The organism is Nitrospirota bacterium (assembly GCA_016212185.1).
In the GTDB taxonomy this organism is placed as follows: domain Bacteria; phylum Nitrospirota; class Thermodesulfovibrionia; order UBA6902; family DSMQ01; genus JACRGX01.
Window position 1 is genome coordinate 88,043 of record JACRGX010000056.1, and the last position, 15,020, is coordinate 103,062.

The following is a 15,020-nucleotide window of genomic DNA, read 5'->3' on the forward strand; positions in this document are numbered from 1 at the left end:
CAATTCACTTGAACCCTTGACCGCAGGAATCCTTGAACCCTGTCTTTAAGGAGTTAACTAAATGGCTAATATTGTAGTTGTCGGCGCCCAGTGGGGCGATGAAGGAAAAGGCAAAATTGTTGACCTGATGTCTGAAGACGCCGATGTCATAGCGCGGTATCAGGGCGGGCACAATGCCGGGCATACCGTTGTTATAAAGGATAAAAAGTTTGTGCTGCATCTTATCCCCTCAGGAATACTGCATAAAAATAAAATCTGCATCATAGGCAACGGTGTTGTCATTGACCCCGGAGCGCTTATTGAAGAAATAGAAGGACTGAAGAAAAAGGGGATTATCGCCGGCAAAAATCTTTTTGTGAGCGGTAATGCCCATGTCATTATGCCGTACCATGTTGCAATTGAGGCCGCCTGCGAACAATCAAAGGGTTCAAAAAAGATTGGAACGACCGGCAGGGGCATAGGGCCTGCCTATGTTGACAAGGCATCAAGGGCAGGGATAAGGATGCTGGACCTGCTTGACGCCGGCGTATTCAGGGAAAAACTTCGCGCAAATCTGCAAAATATGAATTATATCCTTGAAAACAGGTATAAAAGCAAAAGACTCAGCTTGGGAAAGATATATTCTGATTATATGAAATATGTCGGCTACCTGTCCCCGTTTATTACTGACACAAGTGTGCTTATTAACAAATTTATTGATAAAGGCAAAAACATCCTTTTTGAAGGCGCTCAGGGCACACTTCTTGACGTGGACCACGGGACATATCCTTATGTGACTTCATCAAATGCTTCTGCCGGCGGTGTTTGCACCGGGCTTGGCGTGGCTCCGACAAAGATAGACGGAATCGTGGGTGTAATGAAGGCTTATACGACACGGGTGGGAAGCGGGCCGTTTCCGACAGAATTAAAAGACAAGCTTGGCGAGGCGCTGCGGGCAAAAGGCGGAGAATACGGCGCAACAACCGGAAGGCCGAGGAGGTGCGGCTGGTTTGATGCGGTAAGCCTGCGGCATGCAAGAAGGATAAACGACTTTACCGGGATTGCCATGACAAAACTGGATGTGCTGGACGAAGTTGAAAAAATAAAGGTCTGTGTCGCTTATAAATATGAAAACCTCAAACAGGACTGCAAGTGCAGCATAAAAGGCAAACCATGCAAGTATACGGATGTGCCGCAGTCGCTCAGGGGGCTTGAAAGATGCGAGCCTGTTTACAAAGAGCTTCCGGGATGGAAGAAAAACACGCTCGGAGTAAAAAAACTGAAAGATTTGCCGAAGCAGGCAAGGGCATATATTGATTATGTTGAAGACCTGCTTAATGTGGGAATTGACATGATCTCTACAGGTCAGAAACGGGATGAAATTATTGTGCGTAGAAACCCTATGAAAGCATACAGGCGGCGATAATTTAAGTATGAAAACGATACAGAAGCACAAAAGGCTTTTATTTCTATTTCTTGCAGTTTCTATCCTCCTTTCTGCCTGCGGCGGCAAAAAAGAAGTAGCGCCTGTCTTTAATCCGGATGCGTCTTTTAAGCAGGCGGCGGAAAAGGCAAAGGAAGGCTATTATGAAGAAGCCAGAAAAATACTTGAAGAGGTAAAGGCACAGGATGCGTCAGGCAAATATTCTCCGCTGGCACAGATACGCATCGGAGATATGTATTTTGAGGAAGGCTCTTATGAGGAGGCGGCCGCCGAATACGAGCGATTTCTTGACATCCATTCTTATCACAGATATGCCTATTACGCTCAGTATCAGCTGGCCATGTGTTATTACAGGAGAATTGATACTATTGACGTAAGTTATGGATGGGCGCGGCAAGCCTTAACGGAATTTGAAAAACTTCAGACGACATATCCGCGCAATCCTTATATGAATGTTACTGAAAGCAGGATAAAGGAGTGCAGGAATATCCTTGCAGGGTTTGAATTTTATGTCGGAGAGTTTTATTTTAAGAAGGAGTCCTTTAATGCGGCTGTACTGCGGTTTAATCAGGTGCTTCAGAAATATCCCGATTCAAAAAAAGAAAGCGATGCGCTTTATTATCTGGCGCTGTCTTACAAAAACCTTGGGGATAAAGACAAAGCCATAGAGGCGCTTAACATGCTTCTTGATAAGCATCCGACAACAAGGCAGGCTGATGCAGCGAAAAAACTGATGACAACTTTAAAATGAGGATGAAGGCAGTTTTATTTTCTCTTCATCCTTCAGAATTCAACCTTCAACCTTTCAATGAACTACTATCCGGTATATTTAAATCTTAGAGGTAAAAAAGCGGTTGTTGCCGGCGGCGGCAATGTTGCGGAAAGAAAAGCGCTGGCCCTGCTGAAGGCAGGCGCCGCTGTTGCGGTTGTCAGCCCAGAGCTTACGGAACGGCTGGGATATCTGAAAAAAAAGGGCAAAATAACTCATATCAGAAGACAGTATAAAAAAGGCGACCTCAGGAATGCATTTATCGTTGTCGCCTGCACTTCTTCGGAAAAGACCAATACAGAAATTGCCCGCAATGCAAAGTGCCTTGTAAATGTCGTTGGTACGCCTTCAGAGGGGAACTTTATTGTCCCCTCTACGGTAAAAAGAGGACATTTGACTATTGCCGTTTCAACGGGAGGCGTAAGCCCGGCGGTTTCAAAGGCCATCAGGAAAGAGCTTGAAAAGCTTTACGGCAGGGAGTTTGCGCATTATCTCAGGGCGCTTGTACAGATGCGCAGGAAGGCAATTAAGAAAATAAAAGACATCAAAAAAAGAAGAAAGAAATTTAAAGACCTTGCCTCAGAGGAAATGTTTAATATTCTCAGGAGCAAGGGCTTTAAAGCCGCCAGTGAGAAAGTAAGACAGTTATTTGATAGGGGATAAGTTATGCATCAAACACAAAGTCATTGACCAGAAAACACCCTATGGGTTTAATCAAAAAATTGCTTGTCATTCCCGCAAGCCCCGAACAAGTCGGGACAGGCTCCACACGTCGGGAATCTTTCTTGAATCCCGATACATCGGGACGGACAAGCCGGAATGACAGATAAATTTATTTTATCCCTGCCACGGTCGCTATTTCTTCATGTATGCGCTGGGCATCCTGTTTATCTCCGAAATTTCCAACGCGCACACTAATAGTGGAAACTCCCTGTCCCCTGTCCGTAATATATATAGCTACCTTTGTGCCGTCTTTCCGAACAGCCGTTATGTTGCCCTTAACTCCTTCATTAGAACTGTTTGATACTGTTATAGAGAGATTGGCAAGTGCAGTGTTCGTTGTCTCCCAGGCCTTGGTATAGGCAAGGGGATAGTCCCGAGTCATACTGCCTTCAAGATACTTATAAGTACCTGCTCCCACACCTGCACCAATCCCTGCTCCGATTAAAAACACCTCTGCACCACAGCCCCACAAACAAGTTAATGACAACAGTAGCACGGTTAACCTAAAAAATTTCTTCATTCCTTACCTCCTCTAAGAGTCATTGACCGATTTAGTTTCTGTATAAAGGAATAACAAAAAAAATTAAAAATTACAAGTAAAAATTTAATGGCTGTATGTTAGAATGAAAAATGTTACGGCTTTTACTGAGGGAGCATCCGTTAGAAACGGTTTTAAAAAACGCACTGCAAGCGCTAAAAGATGGCGGTATTATAGCTTATCCTACTGAGAGTTTTTACGCACTTGGGGTTAACGCGCATAATGAAGATGCCATTAGGCGGCTTTATGAAGTTAAAAAAAGACCTGCTGATAAACCGGCGCCGTTAATTGCCGGCAGTAGGGAAATTCTTAGGACCCTCGTTAAATCCATTCCTCCGCAGGCAGAAGGGTTAATGAAAAATTTCTGGCCCGGCGCATTGACAATGGTCTTTGACGCCGCAGAAGGTTTGCCGGATGTCTTAACGGCCGGCATAGGAAAGGTGGCAGTAAGGATTCCCGGAGAAAGTTTTGCTTTGAGTTTAGCAAAGTCGGCGGATTTTCCAATCACGGCAACAAGCGCAAATCACTCAGGAAGTCCCCCGGCTGAAACTGCGGATGAGGTAATAAAGTATTTTGGAGAAGAGATTGATTTAATCATTGACGCCGGAAAAACCTCAGGCGGGGAACCCTCAACGATTATAAACGTTACGGTTATGCCGTTTAAGGTGTTGAGGGAAGGAAGGGTGAAGGTACAAAATTGCCGCGGGCGAATACAGTTATTGGGCCTTTGATAGAAGTGCCTATAATGCTGGCGCTCATGTGGTTTGCAAAAAAGACAGAGCACAGGTTTTTTAAGGAGATTAAGGAAAAGGGATAAATTGTGAAAATCAGAATTAGCGCAGGTTGTGAGATTGCAGAAAGGATTGCAAATCAGGATTTATAAGGGATATAATAAAGTACAAATAAGGAGGTCGTTATGGCTGAGGCAGCAATAAAATTAACAAAAGAAAAATTAATTGAAGGACTTACAGCACTCAGTTTTAAAGAGATTAAAGATATTATGGATTCTCTGATACAGAAGAAACTTTTCAGTCCCTCTTCTGCAAAAAATATTTATAAAGAAGCCGCTGAAATTGTAAGAAAGGGGAAAATTAATCCGGTAGTTGCAGAAGAGGCGGTTAAGTGGGCAAGGGCGAAAAAGTAGTAATTGATACTAATATTTTCATTTCTGCCTTTGGATGGGGCGGCAACCCGCTGCATATAATTGAATTATTAGAGCAAAAGAAATTAATAAACTGCACCTCGGAAGAAATACTCAACGAACTCAACTGCGCACTTTCTTATCCAAAGCTTGATTTTCCCCAGAAACTTCAGACATATATCTTAGAATTTGTTCTTGCGCATTCCAACATCTATAAAACAGAGAAACATTTGAAGATTGCGACTGACCCCGGAGATAACAAGTTTTTAGAATGTGCTGTCTCTGCTAATGCTAAATTTATAATCACTGGTGATAAAAAACTTTTGTCTATAAAACAATTTAAAAATGTGAAAATAACCAATGCAGACGATTTTCTTAAAGAAAGAAACTATAAATGATTAAGCGTGGAAGTTATACGTTATAATACACAGCGGATATAATAGCTTATGTTGAATAACATCTTAGACAACCTCAAAGAAACTGTACCTGATGCCGTAGAAAATCAGCGATAATGTCAGTTAGTGATGCAAAAAAATACAAGGAGTCTTTAAGTGTTCTATTAATCTGTAAGCCATATATAGAAGATGATGCACTAACGTTTACAAGTAGTTGCCATAATAAACCTACATTTGATAGCCCAATAGAAATTAACGATAGTGTATTAAGTATAAATGTAGAATTGATTGAAGTTTGGATATATGATTTTAAGACTGGCAAGATACTTTATAAGCAAAACTATCTGTAAAAAAATTGTTTTACCGTTTAAAGATAGAAGCGTCCCCTACAAAGCATAGACCAAAAAACATTTGATGACTAAGACCACTTATAACATCCCTTCCGGCGCAAAGCCTGAGCGCCTTGATATTTATCTCTCTTTAAAAACCGGATTATCGCGCGGGCGCATTCAGAATCACATAAAGCAGGGGCTTGTGCAGGTTAATTCAAAAACGCAAAAGGCAAGTTATAAAATACGGCAGGGCGACAGGATAGAGGTTGCTGTGTCGGACGAGCCTGAAAATACGCTTGTTCCCGAAGATATTCCAGTAGACATTATTTATGAAGATGAACACATAATAGTTGTCAACAAACCTCCGGGCCTGGTGGTCTATCCTGCGGCAGGCCATGAGAGCGGCACCCTTATGAATGCCCTGATTTTCAGGTGTAAAAAACTCGCCCCAACAGGCGCGCCGTTAAGGCCCGGGGTGGTGCATAGGCTTGATAAAGATACATCAGGCGTTATGGTCCTTGCAAAAAATGACAGCGCATATTTAAATCTCTGCAGGCAATTCAGGGAAAGGACCGTTGAAAAACAGTACATTGCGCTTTTGTACGGCAACCTTAAAAATAATACCGGAGAGATAAACGCGCCAATAGGCAGGGCGGCTTCAGACAGGAAAAAAATGTCTGTCAGGACAAAAAAAGGCAAAGAGGCAATTACCCGCTATGATGTAATCAAAAGATTCAAATCAGCAATGCTTGCGAAGGTCAGCATTCTTACCGGAAGGACGCATCAGATAAGGGTGCATTTAGCATCAGCAGGGCATCCGGTGCTTGGGGATAAAACATACGGAAAAAAGGTTGAAGTTAATGCTGAGGCGAAGAAAAAATTTTTATTTTCAAGGCAAATGCTTCATGCGCACAGTTTAAAAATTAAACACCCGGTAAGCCTTGAACCGCTGGAATTTACCGCCCCTATGCCTGAGGATATTAAAAAGGCAGTTGCAGAATTAAGCGGCTGACAGGTTCAGGTTGACTAAGATGCAATTTTAATGTTATAAATCATAGGGTATAACCTGCCGACTACAAGCGAGCATTTAAGCCCTGCCTGAGAATATATTTAGCAGCGCTTACATGGAGGATTTAAGTTGGAAGACAAAGAAAAAACCAAACCAGAGAGCAGTCCTGTATCTGATATTTCTGATAAAATCTGGGATTTTTTTACATCGGTCAAGCTTACAATAGTCATTCTTATCATTATTGCTCTTACCTCAATCATCGGGACCATCATAGAGCAGGACGCAGAACCCGAAAAAAATATCCAACTGCTTGCAAAATTTTTTGGCGACAGCATGGCGCCTACGTTTTACAACATTTTTTTAAAGCTTGATTTTATGAATATGTACCATTCGTGGTGGTTTATTGCCCTCCTTCTGCTTTTTTGCGTTAACCTCATCGTATGCACTCTTGACAGGCTGCCCAAGACGCTGAAGATTATCAATGCGCCGATGAAACCCATGGGAGAAACGGTTATAAAAACACTTCCGGTTAAAAAAGAACTGCGGGTCAACGCCGGTCTTGCAGCGGCAAAGGATGCGTTTTTAAACAGCCTCAGCGCCGCAGGATTCCGGGTATTTGAAGCAACAGAAGGAGATTCGGTTGAGCTTTATACGCAAAAAGGCAGATATAGCCGGCTTGGGCTTTATATTGTCCACTTAAGTATTTTCCTTATATTTATCGGCGCAATTATCGGCGCAAGATTCGGGTTTAATGCAATGTTGAATATCCCGGAAGGTGGCACATCGGATATAGCGTATCAACGAGGCGGAAAGCAGATACCATTAGGGTTTACCGTGAAATGCAATTGGTACAGGACAGATTATTACGGCGATACGGATATGCCACAGGAATTCCAGAGCGAGCTTGTCATAATTGACTCCGGCAGGGAAATTTTAACAAAGGTTATTGAGGTCAACAGCCCGCTTACATATAAAGGCATAACTTTTTACCAGTCAAGCTATGGACTGATGTCAGATGTAGAGGGGGTATTTATCCTGAAAGTTACGCCGCGCGGCGGACAGGAAACCACCATCAATGCAAAATTAGGCGACACCTTTGTAATTCCCGGGACAAATGTTAAGGTTGAGATTGTAAATTTTTCTCCGGCCCTTGCTAAAGACCCGATGACGGGGAAACTGTTTACTTACAATGAAAAGATGATGGTCAATCCTGCTGTCGGGGTGCGGGTCAGCGAGCCCGGCAAACCGGAATATACAGGCTGGATAATGCGGCGCTATCCTGAAACAGGCGTACTGCCTGACGGGAATAAGATTACGCTTGATGATTACTGGGGCGTTGAGTACACAGGGCTCCAGGTCTCCAGAGACCCCGGCGTTGGAATTATCTACTTTGCAGCCATAATCATGAGCCTTGGGCTGTTCATGGCGTTTTTTATGAGCAATAGAAAATTGTGGATAAGGCTTACCGGAGAGAAAGGCGCCGTAAGAGTTGCTCTCGGAGGCACTGCCAGCAAAAACAGGCTTTCTTTTGAGAAAGATGTAGAGAAAATATTATCAAATGCAACACATTCAATTGAGGGTTCACCTCAGATTCCGGCACACAGGGGAAGGAGTAAAAAATGAGCAGCGCTATATTTTTTGACATATCAGGTTTGTCGTATGTGCTTGCGATGGTGGTTTATGTCGTCTTTCTTGCCTCACGCAAGAATGCCGTGGGTGCAGCAGCCACGACTATAACAATATTCGGCCTTGCCTCTCAGACGATTGCATTAATACTCAGATGGGTTGATTCCTATGCTTTCTGGGTGGCAAGTTCACCGGCAAGCGGAGTAGTTCTGTCACTCTTAAGAAGCGCCCCGCTTAGAAACCTTTATGAATCACTCATTTTCTTTGTCTGGTGCCTTATTTTTATACACCTGATAGTGGAATTTAAATACAAACTCCGCTCACTCGGCGCCTTTGTCACGCCGCTTGCGGCGCTTACGCTGGTTTTTATTGACATATCAGGCACATCAAAAGACATCCAGCCGCTGGTCCCTGCCCTTCAGTCCAACTGGCTGCTTTTCCACGTGCTTATAAGCTTCCTTGGATATGCCGCATTCGGCGTATCGTTTGGCGCTGGAATGGCGCATCTGATTCTGCTGACAGAGTCAAGGAATGAAAAGTCCTACATTTTCTGGAGCATTATCGTAGGAATTTTCATAACTGTGCTTGCTGCCATGGGACTTGATTTTTTAAACGCGCCTCCGGCTAAACCCGATGAGATTATCAAGAGCTACTTTCTTACATCTACCTTCAAAAGCGCCTCCGGCGGAGTGGCTGTGATAAGCTGGATTAGTGCACTTGCAATTATACTTGTTATCTGGAGATTCGGGCTTGGCCTTAAGAAAATTCTTTCCGGGCTTTCGCTGACGACAGATATGCTGGAGGAGATTACTTACAAAAGCATTGCAGTCGGGTTCCCGTTGTTTACGGTCGGCGGGCTCCTGATGGGCGCCATATGGGCCAACAGCGCATGGGGAAAATACTGGAGTTGGGACCCGAAAGAGACATGGTCGCTGATAACATGGTTTGTCTATGCCCTTTATATTCATGCCCGTTTTGTAAAAGGCTGGAGGGGCAAAAAAGTTGCAGTGCTCGCTGTTGTCGGTTTTATAGCGGTGTTTTTTACTTACATCGGGGTTAATCTCTGGCTGTCAGGGCTTCATGCCTATGGTAGCGAGTAAAAAACAACAGGGGCCAAGGATTCCAGGGTTCTATGGTTCGAGAAAAATAAAAAACAATCACTTGAACCCTTGACCACTAGACCCCTTGAATCCTAAAAGTAGTAATTAATGCTTAAAGAGATTCACATTAAAAACCTTGCCATAATTGACGACATCACCATAGAGTTTGGAGACAGACTTACCGTCCTCACAGGCGAAACCGGCGCAGGCAAATCAATAATAATAGACGCCCTGTGCCTTGCCCTTGGAGAAAGGGCCTCAGGCGAAATTATCAGAAGCGGTGAAAAAGAGGCGCTTGTTGAGGCATTTTTTGATGTTCCCCTTAAAAATCTTAATCAAAAGAGCAGACAGATTTTATCTGATACTGGAACCGATACCTGTGACGGGCTGATTATGAAGAGGATTGTTTCCGCACAGGGGAAAAACCGCGCTTACATCAATGATTTCATGACCAGTGTGCAGACCCTTTCTGATATAAGCCGGAACATCATAGATGTCCATGGACAATACGAGCATCAGTCCCTTCTCTCTTCTGATAATCAACTGGACCTGCTTGATGCTTACGGCGGACTCATTTCCGAAAGAGAGGGCTTTGCCTCTGTTTACCAATCACTCGTTTCAGCAAACCGGAATATTGCAGAACTGATTGAGAAGGAAAAAGAAAGGGCGCAGAGGATTGACATGCTTCAATTCCAAATCAGCGAGATTGAATCTGCAAATCTGAAATCAGGCGAGGAAGAAGGGCTCGTTGAAGAAGCAGGAATTCTGAGCAATGTCAGCCGGCTGATGGAGCTTGCGCACGGGGCATATGAATCCATTTATTCTTCAGAGGGGGCATGCCTGACCAATTTTTTTAAAATCATAAATGCCTTTAAGGAGATTGCAAATATTGACAATAAGGCGCAGGAGGCTTTGAAATCTTTGCAGGAGGCAACGCCGCTTCTTGAGGACGCCGCACATTTTCTCAGGGACTATAAAGAGAGGCTTAATTTTGACCCCGAGAGGCTTGCGGTGATTCAGGAGAGGCTTGAGCTTATAAAAGGGCTGAAGAAAAAATACAGGGGCGATATTGAAAGCATACTTGCTTACAAAGCAAAGGCGGAGGGAGAGCTTGCCGGTATGCAGAATGCAGAGGAAAGGCTGGAATCGTTAAAGGCTGAACGCGAAGGGCTGAAGAAAGCGCTTACAGAAAAGGCAGGGATGCTTTCCAAAAAAAGGAAGGCCGTTGCAAAAAAAATAGAAACAGCGGTAGTTAAAGAACTTGCAGAGCTTTCCATGCCTGATACAAAATTTTCAATTAATATGACTACTGAACCCGGGGATGATACCATTGACGGGTTTAAGGCAAATCCAAAGGGCATAGACAAAATAGATTATCTCATCTCGCCAAATATCGGTGAGGAACTAAGGCCCCTGTCAAAAGTTGCCTCAGGCGGAGAGCTTTCAAGAATTATGCTTGCGCTAAAAGGGATTTTAAGCGAAGGAGACAGAATCCCCGTGCTTATCTTTGACGAAATAGATGCGGGCATCGGAGGCAAGGCCGCAGAGACCGTCGGACTGAAATTAAAAAATCTCTCAAAGAAGCATCAGGTAGTCTGCATTACACATCTGCCCCAGATAGCATCTTACGGAGACAGTCATTTAAGAATAGAAAAAAAGGTTAAAGGCCAACGGACCGTTGTGGAGATTAAGGAATTGGACAAAGAAGAGCGGACCATGGAGATTGCGCGCATGTTAGGCGGCAATGTCACGGATGCGTCTGTAAAACATGCAAAAGAAATGTTAAAACTAAAAGGGTTTAAGGAGTCAGGGGTTCAAGGAGTCAAGGGTTGAAGCGACCTGCGAAATTTGTTATAAGTTATTAGTTATTCGTATAATAGATAACGAATAACGTTTAACTATTGAATAATACTGTAAATCTAATGTCCTATGCAAACGATAAACCTGTCATTCCGGCTTGTCCGGAATCTATATTGCAGAAAGACTCCCGTGATCCCTGACAAGCAGGGACAGGCTCTGCGGGAGTGACAGTTATGTGTAAGACATTTATTATACAGGAGTCAATAAAATTCCCTTGAATCCTGTAACCCACGAACCCGGAATTAAAAGATGAAAGGCAAGATTACAATTGACAGTAAATTATGCAAGGGCTGCGGCTTTTGCATAACCGCATGCCCCAAAGGGCTGATAGTCCTTAGTGAGAATTTTAATGCAATGGGCTATTATCCTGCGATGCCGGCGGGTTCTGACGGATGCAACGGCTGCGGGCTTTGCGAGGTCATGTGTCCTGATATTGCGATTGAGGTGTGGAGGGAGGAGTAGCCGCTTCCTCATCCATCAGCCACAAAAGATTCCCGTGAACAGGTTTTACCATCCCCGCAGGATATTGTTTTTTCTTAGTCCCATCACAGAGGATTTTTCCAACAATATCTGTTTTTGACTTGCCTGATACGAGGAAGATTATCTGTGAGGCATTATTTAAAACAGGAAGCGTGAGGGTTATCCGCGGAATTCCCGGGTTTCCCATTTTTCCTAGATTCAGCCCGTTAGAAAAGTTTTTTCTAACGGGCTGAATAGCAACAGCAACTCTTTTTGTTTCTTGAAGCGCATCTGAGCCGGGAAAAAGCGAAGCAGTGTGCCCGTCTTTACCCAGCCCCAAAATTATGAGGTCAAAGACAGGCAGGCCTGATTTTCCAAAGAAATTTTCAAGCGCTTTTTCATAATCCTGCACGCCATCCTCAGGAGGCAGTTCACCCTTAATCCTGTGAATGTTTTCAGCAGGCAAGGGGATTTTTGACAAAAGCAGGTCAAAGGCAAGTTTGAAATTACTCTCATTAGCTTCTACAGGAACACAGCGTTCATCAGTCCAGAAAAAATGCACGCGGCTCCAGTCAATTTTATTTTTGCACTCTTCTAAGGCAAGGAGTTCAAATAGTTTTTTTGGCGTAGAGCCTCCGGGGATTGCCGCGGCAAATCTCCCGTGCTCGGCAATACTTTTTGCAGAGAGATTTATAAAAATTGAGGCTGCGTGGAGGCTTACAGCCTCCAGGTCAGGGAAGACTTTAATTACAGGTACCATGTATTTCTATAATAAAAACTTCATTGCAAAATGCAAAGTTAGCATTTATCAATTTTCAATGATAATTGTTAAGTGATAATTTTAACTTGAATCCTTTACTTTGTGCCCGCCGAACTGATTTCTCAATGCAGAGAGTATTTGCCCTGCATAGCTTGGATTTTTTTGTGACTTAATCCTGAAATTTAGCGCCTCTTTAATGACAGGCACGGGTATGCCGAGTTTATTAGCCTCTTTAACCATCCACAGTCCCTCACCGCCATGAGCTACCGAGCCTGGAATTTTCTTTAAATCCCTTCCGTATTTTTCAAAGACGTCTTTTAGCCAGCCTGTTAAGCGGGATTCAATAACGCTTTTATGGTTATAGAGTCTGGCAATTTTCTCTAAATCCAAATCAAAATCTGAGCGCTTTATTAAGCTAAACCCTTCTGCCAGCGCCTGCATCATGCCATATTCAATGCCGTTATGAACCATTTTCACGAAATGCCCTGCCCCGGATTTACCCATATAGCCGTACCCGTTTTTTACCGATAAATCACTGAATAAACCTTCATATTTTTTAAAAAGCTCTTTTTTGCCTCCCACCATGATGCAGGCGCCGTTTCTTGCGCCTGAGGGTCCGCCGCTTACGCCTGCGTCCAAAAAATTTATTCCTCTTTTTTGCAGTTCCATTGCGCGGCGCATGGATTCTTTGTAATTTGAATTTCCACCGTCAATCACGGTGTCGCCTTTTTGAAGAAAAGGCATAAGCTCTTTCAGGGCAGAATTAACTGCCCTGTGCGGCACCATGAGCCAGACAAGGCGCGGTGACGGCAATGCTTTGGCAAGGGATTGTAAAGAACCAGCCGGTATTACGCCAAACCTTGAAATTTTTTTCATGGCATCTTTGTTTTTATCAAAGGCAACGACCTTGTGGTTTTTTTCCAAAAGGCGCTGAACCATGTTAAATCCCATTTTCCCCAGTCCGATGTACCCTAATTTCATAGATAGAATTGTAGCATATTTTTATTAAGTAATTATCATGCAAATGATATAATAATAAGATAAGGATTCAAGTTAAAATTATCACTTAACAATTATCATTGAAAATTGATAAATGCTAACTTTGCATTTTGCAATGAAGTTTTTCTCAAACCCATGAATCCTTGAACCCTTTTATGACTAATAAAACAATGGGAAATGCAACCGTCTATCTCGCCAAGACAAATGACCCCTATAAGGGAGCCTGTGAAGCCCTTGACGCCCTGAAATTCAGCGTAACGGGAAAACGGGTTTACATTAAACCCAATCTTACCGGCGGCGAGCCTTCTGAAAAGGGAATGACCATTGACATAGGGCTTGTCAGGGCAGTGCTTGAACGCCTCCACGACTGTCCGAAAATAACTATCGGTGAATCATGCAGTGATACGGTCAAGGCATTTGACGAACTGGGTTACAGGCAATTGGCTAAAGAATTCTCCAATGTCCAGCTTGAGGACATCAGGACTTCTGAAGTAGTATGGAAGCCCGTGCCGAGACCCTTTCACACGAAGGAGATGCCTTTTAACGCCACAGTCTTTGAGCATGATTATTTAATCAATATTGCAAAAATGAAGACACATTCGCTGGCAGGTGTTACCTTATGCCTTAAAAACATCTTTGGTTTTGTTCCCACGCGGAAGCAGAAACTCATGTACCATCCGTTTATCCGCAAGGCGGTGCTTGACATGAATCAGGTTATCAAAAGCCATTTCTGCATGATTGACGGCGTATGCGGCAATGAGTTTGACGAGGTTCAAAGCACGCCGATAAAGACCGGCGCTGTTTTGGCAGGAGAAAATCTGCTTGCGGTAGACCTTACAGGAGGTAAGGTTATGGGGATTGACCTGCATAAAAACGAGACTTACCGCATGGCAATGGACCTCTGGGGCCAACCAGAGATTAAACTGCTCGGCGCGTCACTTGATGAGGTTAAGGTCGCCTACCGTCAGGGATGCCTGCCTTCTACAAGAGTGCGCTATTGCAAGGAAACCGCAGCGAGCATCCTCTACCGCATGGTCAACAGGCATTAGGTTGACAGCGTCATAAAAAAAATTAGATAATCTTGTTGAAAGAAAGAGCCTTTAAAAGGAGGTGGAATCAAAAAACTTTCCTGTAGGCATACAGATTAACAATAATAATTTAATCAAAAGGGAGAATTAAGATGAAAAAATATGCAGTGATTTTATTCATACTTACATTTTGTGCCGGTATTGTTTATGCAGCTCATGACAAAGCAATAACAGACCCGTACAGAGAGATTCTTAAGCACATGCCAAAAGCCGCGGCAGGCGATCTGCGGTATCATATTACTATTCATAAACCATATCAAAACTGGGCGCTGTGGCCCGGTAAGGGAAAACTGTATAAAGGGAAAGAACCGCATGGCTCTTTGCTGACAACTTATGTAAATGAAATAGCGCTTGATTCAATTAATAAGGCGCAGGGTATGATAGATAGATCAATGGTCGTAAAGGAAAATTATGACGCCAATAAAAAGCTGATGGCTGTAACTGTCATGTACAAGGTAAAAGGCTATAATCCTGAGGGCGGCGACTGGTTCTGGGCAAAATTTGATCCGAAGATGGAGATTCAGGCAGAAGGGAAAGTCAAAGACTGCATGGATTGCCACGGAACCGTAAAGAATAATGATTACATATTTACGGGCAAAGTAGCGGGGAAATAATTAACTTTCAGCGCACTGCTTTGGGGTTAAGCTCCGTATTTTGCTTGTTATTCCTCCCGAAGCTTCGGGATCGGAAATCTCGCAGCGAGTCTACGCGAAGAGTCGCTCCGACCGGACAAGCCGGAATGACGGTTTGATACCTCGAAACTCTGTTTTGGGGTGGTTTAATATTTTTTTTGGAGGT

Annotated in this window: 16 protein-coding genes; 13 read left to right on the plus strand and 3 right to left on the minus strand. The window is 43.6% G+C overall.

Annotation, left to right across the window (positions count from 1 at the left end; genetic code table 11):
• Positions 1–61: 61 nt before the first annotated feature.
• Genes HZA10_06290 through HZA10_06300 form a run of 3 tightly spaced genes read left to right on the plus strand, consistent with a single transcriptional unit; the run spans position 62 to position 2,855 of the window.
• Positions 62–1,405: an adenylosuccinate synthase gene (locus HZA10_06290; protein MBI5195912.1), complete on the plus strand. Its 1,344-nt coding sequence runs from the start codon at positions 62–64 to the stop codon at positions 1,403–1,405.
• Between the two features lie 7 nt (positions 1,406–1,412).
• Positions 1,413–2,174, plus strand: a complete 762-nt coding sequence (gene bamD / locus HZA10_06295; protein MBI5195913.1) for an outer membrane protein assembly factor BamD — start codon at positions 1,413–1,415, stop codon at positions 2,172–2,174.
• A gap of 57 nt (positions 2,175–2,231) precedes the next feature.
• Entirely contained in the window at positions 2,232–2,855 is a 624-nt protein-coding gene (locus tag HZA10_06300) for a bifunctional precorrin-2 dehydrogenase/sirohydrochlorin ferrochelatase (protein MBI5195914.1), read from the plus strand.
• A 169-nt stretch (positions 2,856–3,024) separates the two neighbouring features.
• Here the strand turns inward: HZA10_06300 and HZA10_06305 are convergent, their stop codons facing one another.
• On the minus strand, positions 3,025–3,435 hold the full coding sequence (locus HZA10_06305; GenBank protein ID MBI5195915.1) for a DUF3568 family protein: 411 nt from the start codon (positions 3,433–3,435) through the stop codon (positions 3,025–3,027).
• A 110-nt stretch (positions 3,436–3,545) separates the two neighbouring features.
• On the opposite strand from HZA10_06305, the gene HZA10_06310 reads away from it, so the two are divergent.
• The 8 genes from HZA10_06310 to HZA10_06345 all read left to right on the plus strand — a co-directional run bounded on the left by HZA10_06310 (position 3,546) and on the right by HZA10_06345 (position 11,378).
• The gene (locus HZA10_06310; protein MBI5195916.1) at positions 3,546–4,184 is read left to right on the plus strand and encodes a threonylcarbamoyl-AMP synthase; all 639 of its coding nucleotides are present in this window, start codon (positions 3,546–3,548) and stop codon (positions 4,182–4,184) included.
• Between the two features lie 185 nt (positions 4,185–4,369).
• On the plus strand, positions 4,370–4,597 hold the full coding sequence (locus HZA10_06315; protein ID MBI5195917.1) for a hypothetical protein: 228 nt from the start codon (positions 4,370–4,372) through the stop codon (positions 4,595–4,597).
• The gene (locus HZA10_06320; protein ID MBI5195918.1) at positions 4,576–4,992 is read left to right on the plus strand and encodes a putative toxin-antitoxin system toxin component, PIN family; all 417 of its coding nucleotides are present in this window, start codon (positions 4,576–4,578) and stop codon (positions 4,990–4,992) included. The genes HZA10_06315 and HZA10_06320 overlap by 22 nt, the downstream gene beginning before the upstream one ends.
• Positions 4,993–5,403: 411 nt before the next feature.
• Entirely contained in the window at positions 5,404–6,333 is a 930-nt protein-coding gene (locus HZA10_06325) for an RluA family pseudouridine synthase (GenBank protein ID MBI5195919.1), read from the plus strand.
• A gap of 126 nt (positions 6,334–6,459) precedes the next feature.
• Entirely contained in the window at positions 6,460–7,953 is a 1,494-nt protein-coding gene (locus tag HZA10_06330; protein ID MBI5195920.1) for a cytochrome c biogenesis protein ResB, read from the plus strand.
• Entirely contained in the window at positions 7,950–9,056 is a 1,107-nt protein-coding gene (gene ccsB, locus HZA10_06335) for a c-type cytochrome biogenesis protein CcsB (protein MBI5195921.1), read from the plus strand. The genes HZA10_06330 and ccsB overlap by 4 nt, the downstream gene beginning before the upstream one ends.
• 108 nt (positions 9,057–9,164) lie before the next feature.
• The gene (gene recN, locus HZA10_06340; protein MBI5195922.1) at positions 9,165–10,889 is read left to right on the plus strand and encodes a DNA repair protein RecN; all 1,725 of its coding nucleotides are present in this window, start codon (positions 9,165–9,167) and stop codon (positions 10,887–10,889) included.
• Positions 10,890–11,165: 276 nt separating this feature from the next.
• Complete coding sequence (locus HZA10_06345) at positions 11,166–11,378, plus strand: 4Fe-4S binding protein (GenBank protein MBI5195923.1); 213 nt, start codon at positions 11,166–11,168, stop codon at positions 11,376–11,378.
• Here HZA10_06345 and pgl read toward each other — a convergent pair.
• Entirely contained in the window at positions 11,335–12,135 is an 801-nt protein-coding gene (pgl, locus tag HZA10_06350) for a 6-phosphogluconolactonase (protein ID MBI5195924.1), read from the minus strand. The two genes, HZA10_06345 and pgl, sit on opposite strands and share 44 nt — an antisense overlap.
• A gap of 81 nt (positions 12,136–12,216) precedes the next feature.
• Positions 12,217–13,116, minus strand: coding sequence for a decarboxylating 6-phosphogluconate dehydrogenase (gnd, locus tag HZA10_06355; GenBank protein ID MBI5195925.1), 900 nt, complete (start codon positions 13,114–13,116; stop codon positions 12,217–12,219).
• Between the two features lie 173 nt (positions 13,117–13,289).
• On the opposite strand from gnd, the gene HZA10_06360 reads away from it, so the two are divergent.
• Together HZA10_06360 and HZA10_06365 are read left to right on the plus strand one after the other, a co-directional pair.
• Positions 13,290–14,183, plus strand: a complete 894-nt coding sequence (locus HZA10_06360) for a DUF362 domain-containing protein (protein MBI5195926.1) — start codon at positions 13,290–13,292, stop codon at positions 14,181–14,183.
• A 239-nt stretch (positions 14,184–14,422) separates the two neighbouring features.
• On the plus strand, positions 14,423–14,836 hold the full coding sequence (locus tag HZA10_06365) for a cytochrome P460 family protein (GenBank protein MBI5195927.1): 414 nt from the start codon (positions 14,423–14,425) through the stop codon (positions 14,834–14,836).
• Positions 14,837–15,020: the final 184 nt, after the last annotated feature.

Excerpts from the sequence above, each read along its gene's own strand:
- HZA10_06290 (MBI5195912.1), top strand. The coding sequence starts at position 62 with ATGGCTAATATTGTAGTTGTCGGCGCCCAGTGGGGCGATGAAGGAAAA.
- bamD (MBI5195913.1), top strand. The coding sequence starts at position 1,413 with ATGAAAACGATACAGAAGCACAAAAGGCTTTTATTTCTATTTCTTGCA.
- HZA10_06300 (MBI5195914.1), top strand. The coding sequence starts at position 2,232 with ATGAACTACTATCCGGTATATTTAAATCTTAGAGGTAAAAAAGCGGTT.
- HZA10_06305 (MBI5195915.1), bottom strand. The coding sequence starts at position 3,435 with ATGAAGAAATTTTTTAGGTTAACCGTGCTACTGTTGTCATTAACTTGT.
- HZA10_06310 (MBI5195916.1), top strand. The coding sequence starts at position 3,546 with ATGTTACGGCTTTTACTGAGGGAGCATCCGTTAGAAACGGTTTTAAAA.
- HZA10_06315 (MBI5195917.1), top strand. The coding sequence starts at position 4,370 with ATGGCTGAGGCAGCAATAAAATTAACAAAAGAAAAATTAATTGAAGGA.
- HZA10_06325 (MBI5195919.1), top strand. The coding sequence starts at position 5,404 with ATGACTAAGACCACTTATAACATCCCTTCCGGCGCAAAGCCTGAGCGC.
- ccsB (MBI5195921.1), top strand. The coding sequence starts at position 7,950 with ATGAGCAGCGCTATATTTTTTGACATATCAGGTTTGTCGTATGTGCTT.
- recN (MBI5195922.1), top strand. The coding sequence starts at position 9,165 with ATGCTTAAAGAGATTCACATTAAAAACCTTGCCATAATTGACGACATC.
- HZA10_06345 (MBI5195923.1), top strand. The coding sequence starts at position 11,166 with ATGAAAGGCAAGATTACAATTGACAGTAAATTATGCAAGGGCTGCGGC.
- pgl (MBI5195924.1), bottom strand. The coding sequence starts at position 12,135 with ATGGTACCTGTAATTAAAGTCTTCCCTGACCTGGAGGCTGTAAGCCTC.
- gnd (MBI5195925.1), bottom strand. The coding sequence starts at position 13,116 with ATGAAATTAGGGTACATCGGACTGGGGAAAATGGGATTTAACATGGTT.
- HZA10_06360 (MBI5195926.1), top strand. The coding sequence starts at position 13,290 with ATGACTAATAAAACAATGGGAAATGCAACCGTCTATCTCGCCAAGACA.
- HZA10_06365 (MBI5195927.1), top strand. The coding sequence starts at position 14,423 with ATGCCAAAAGCCGCGGCAGGCGATCTGCGGTATCATATTACTATTCAT.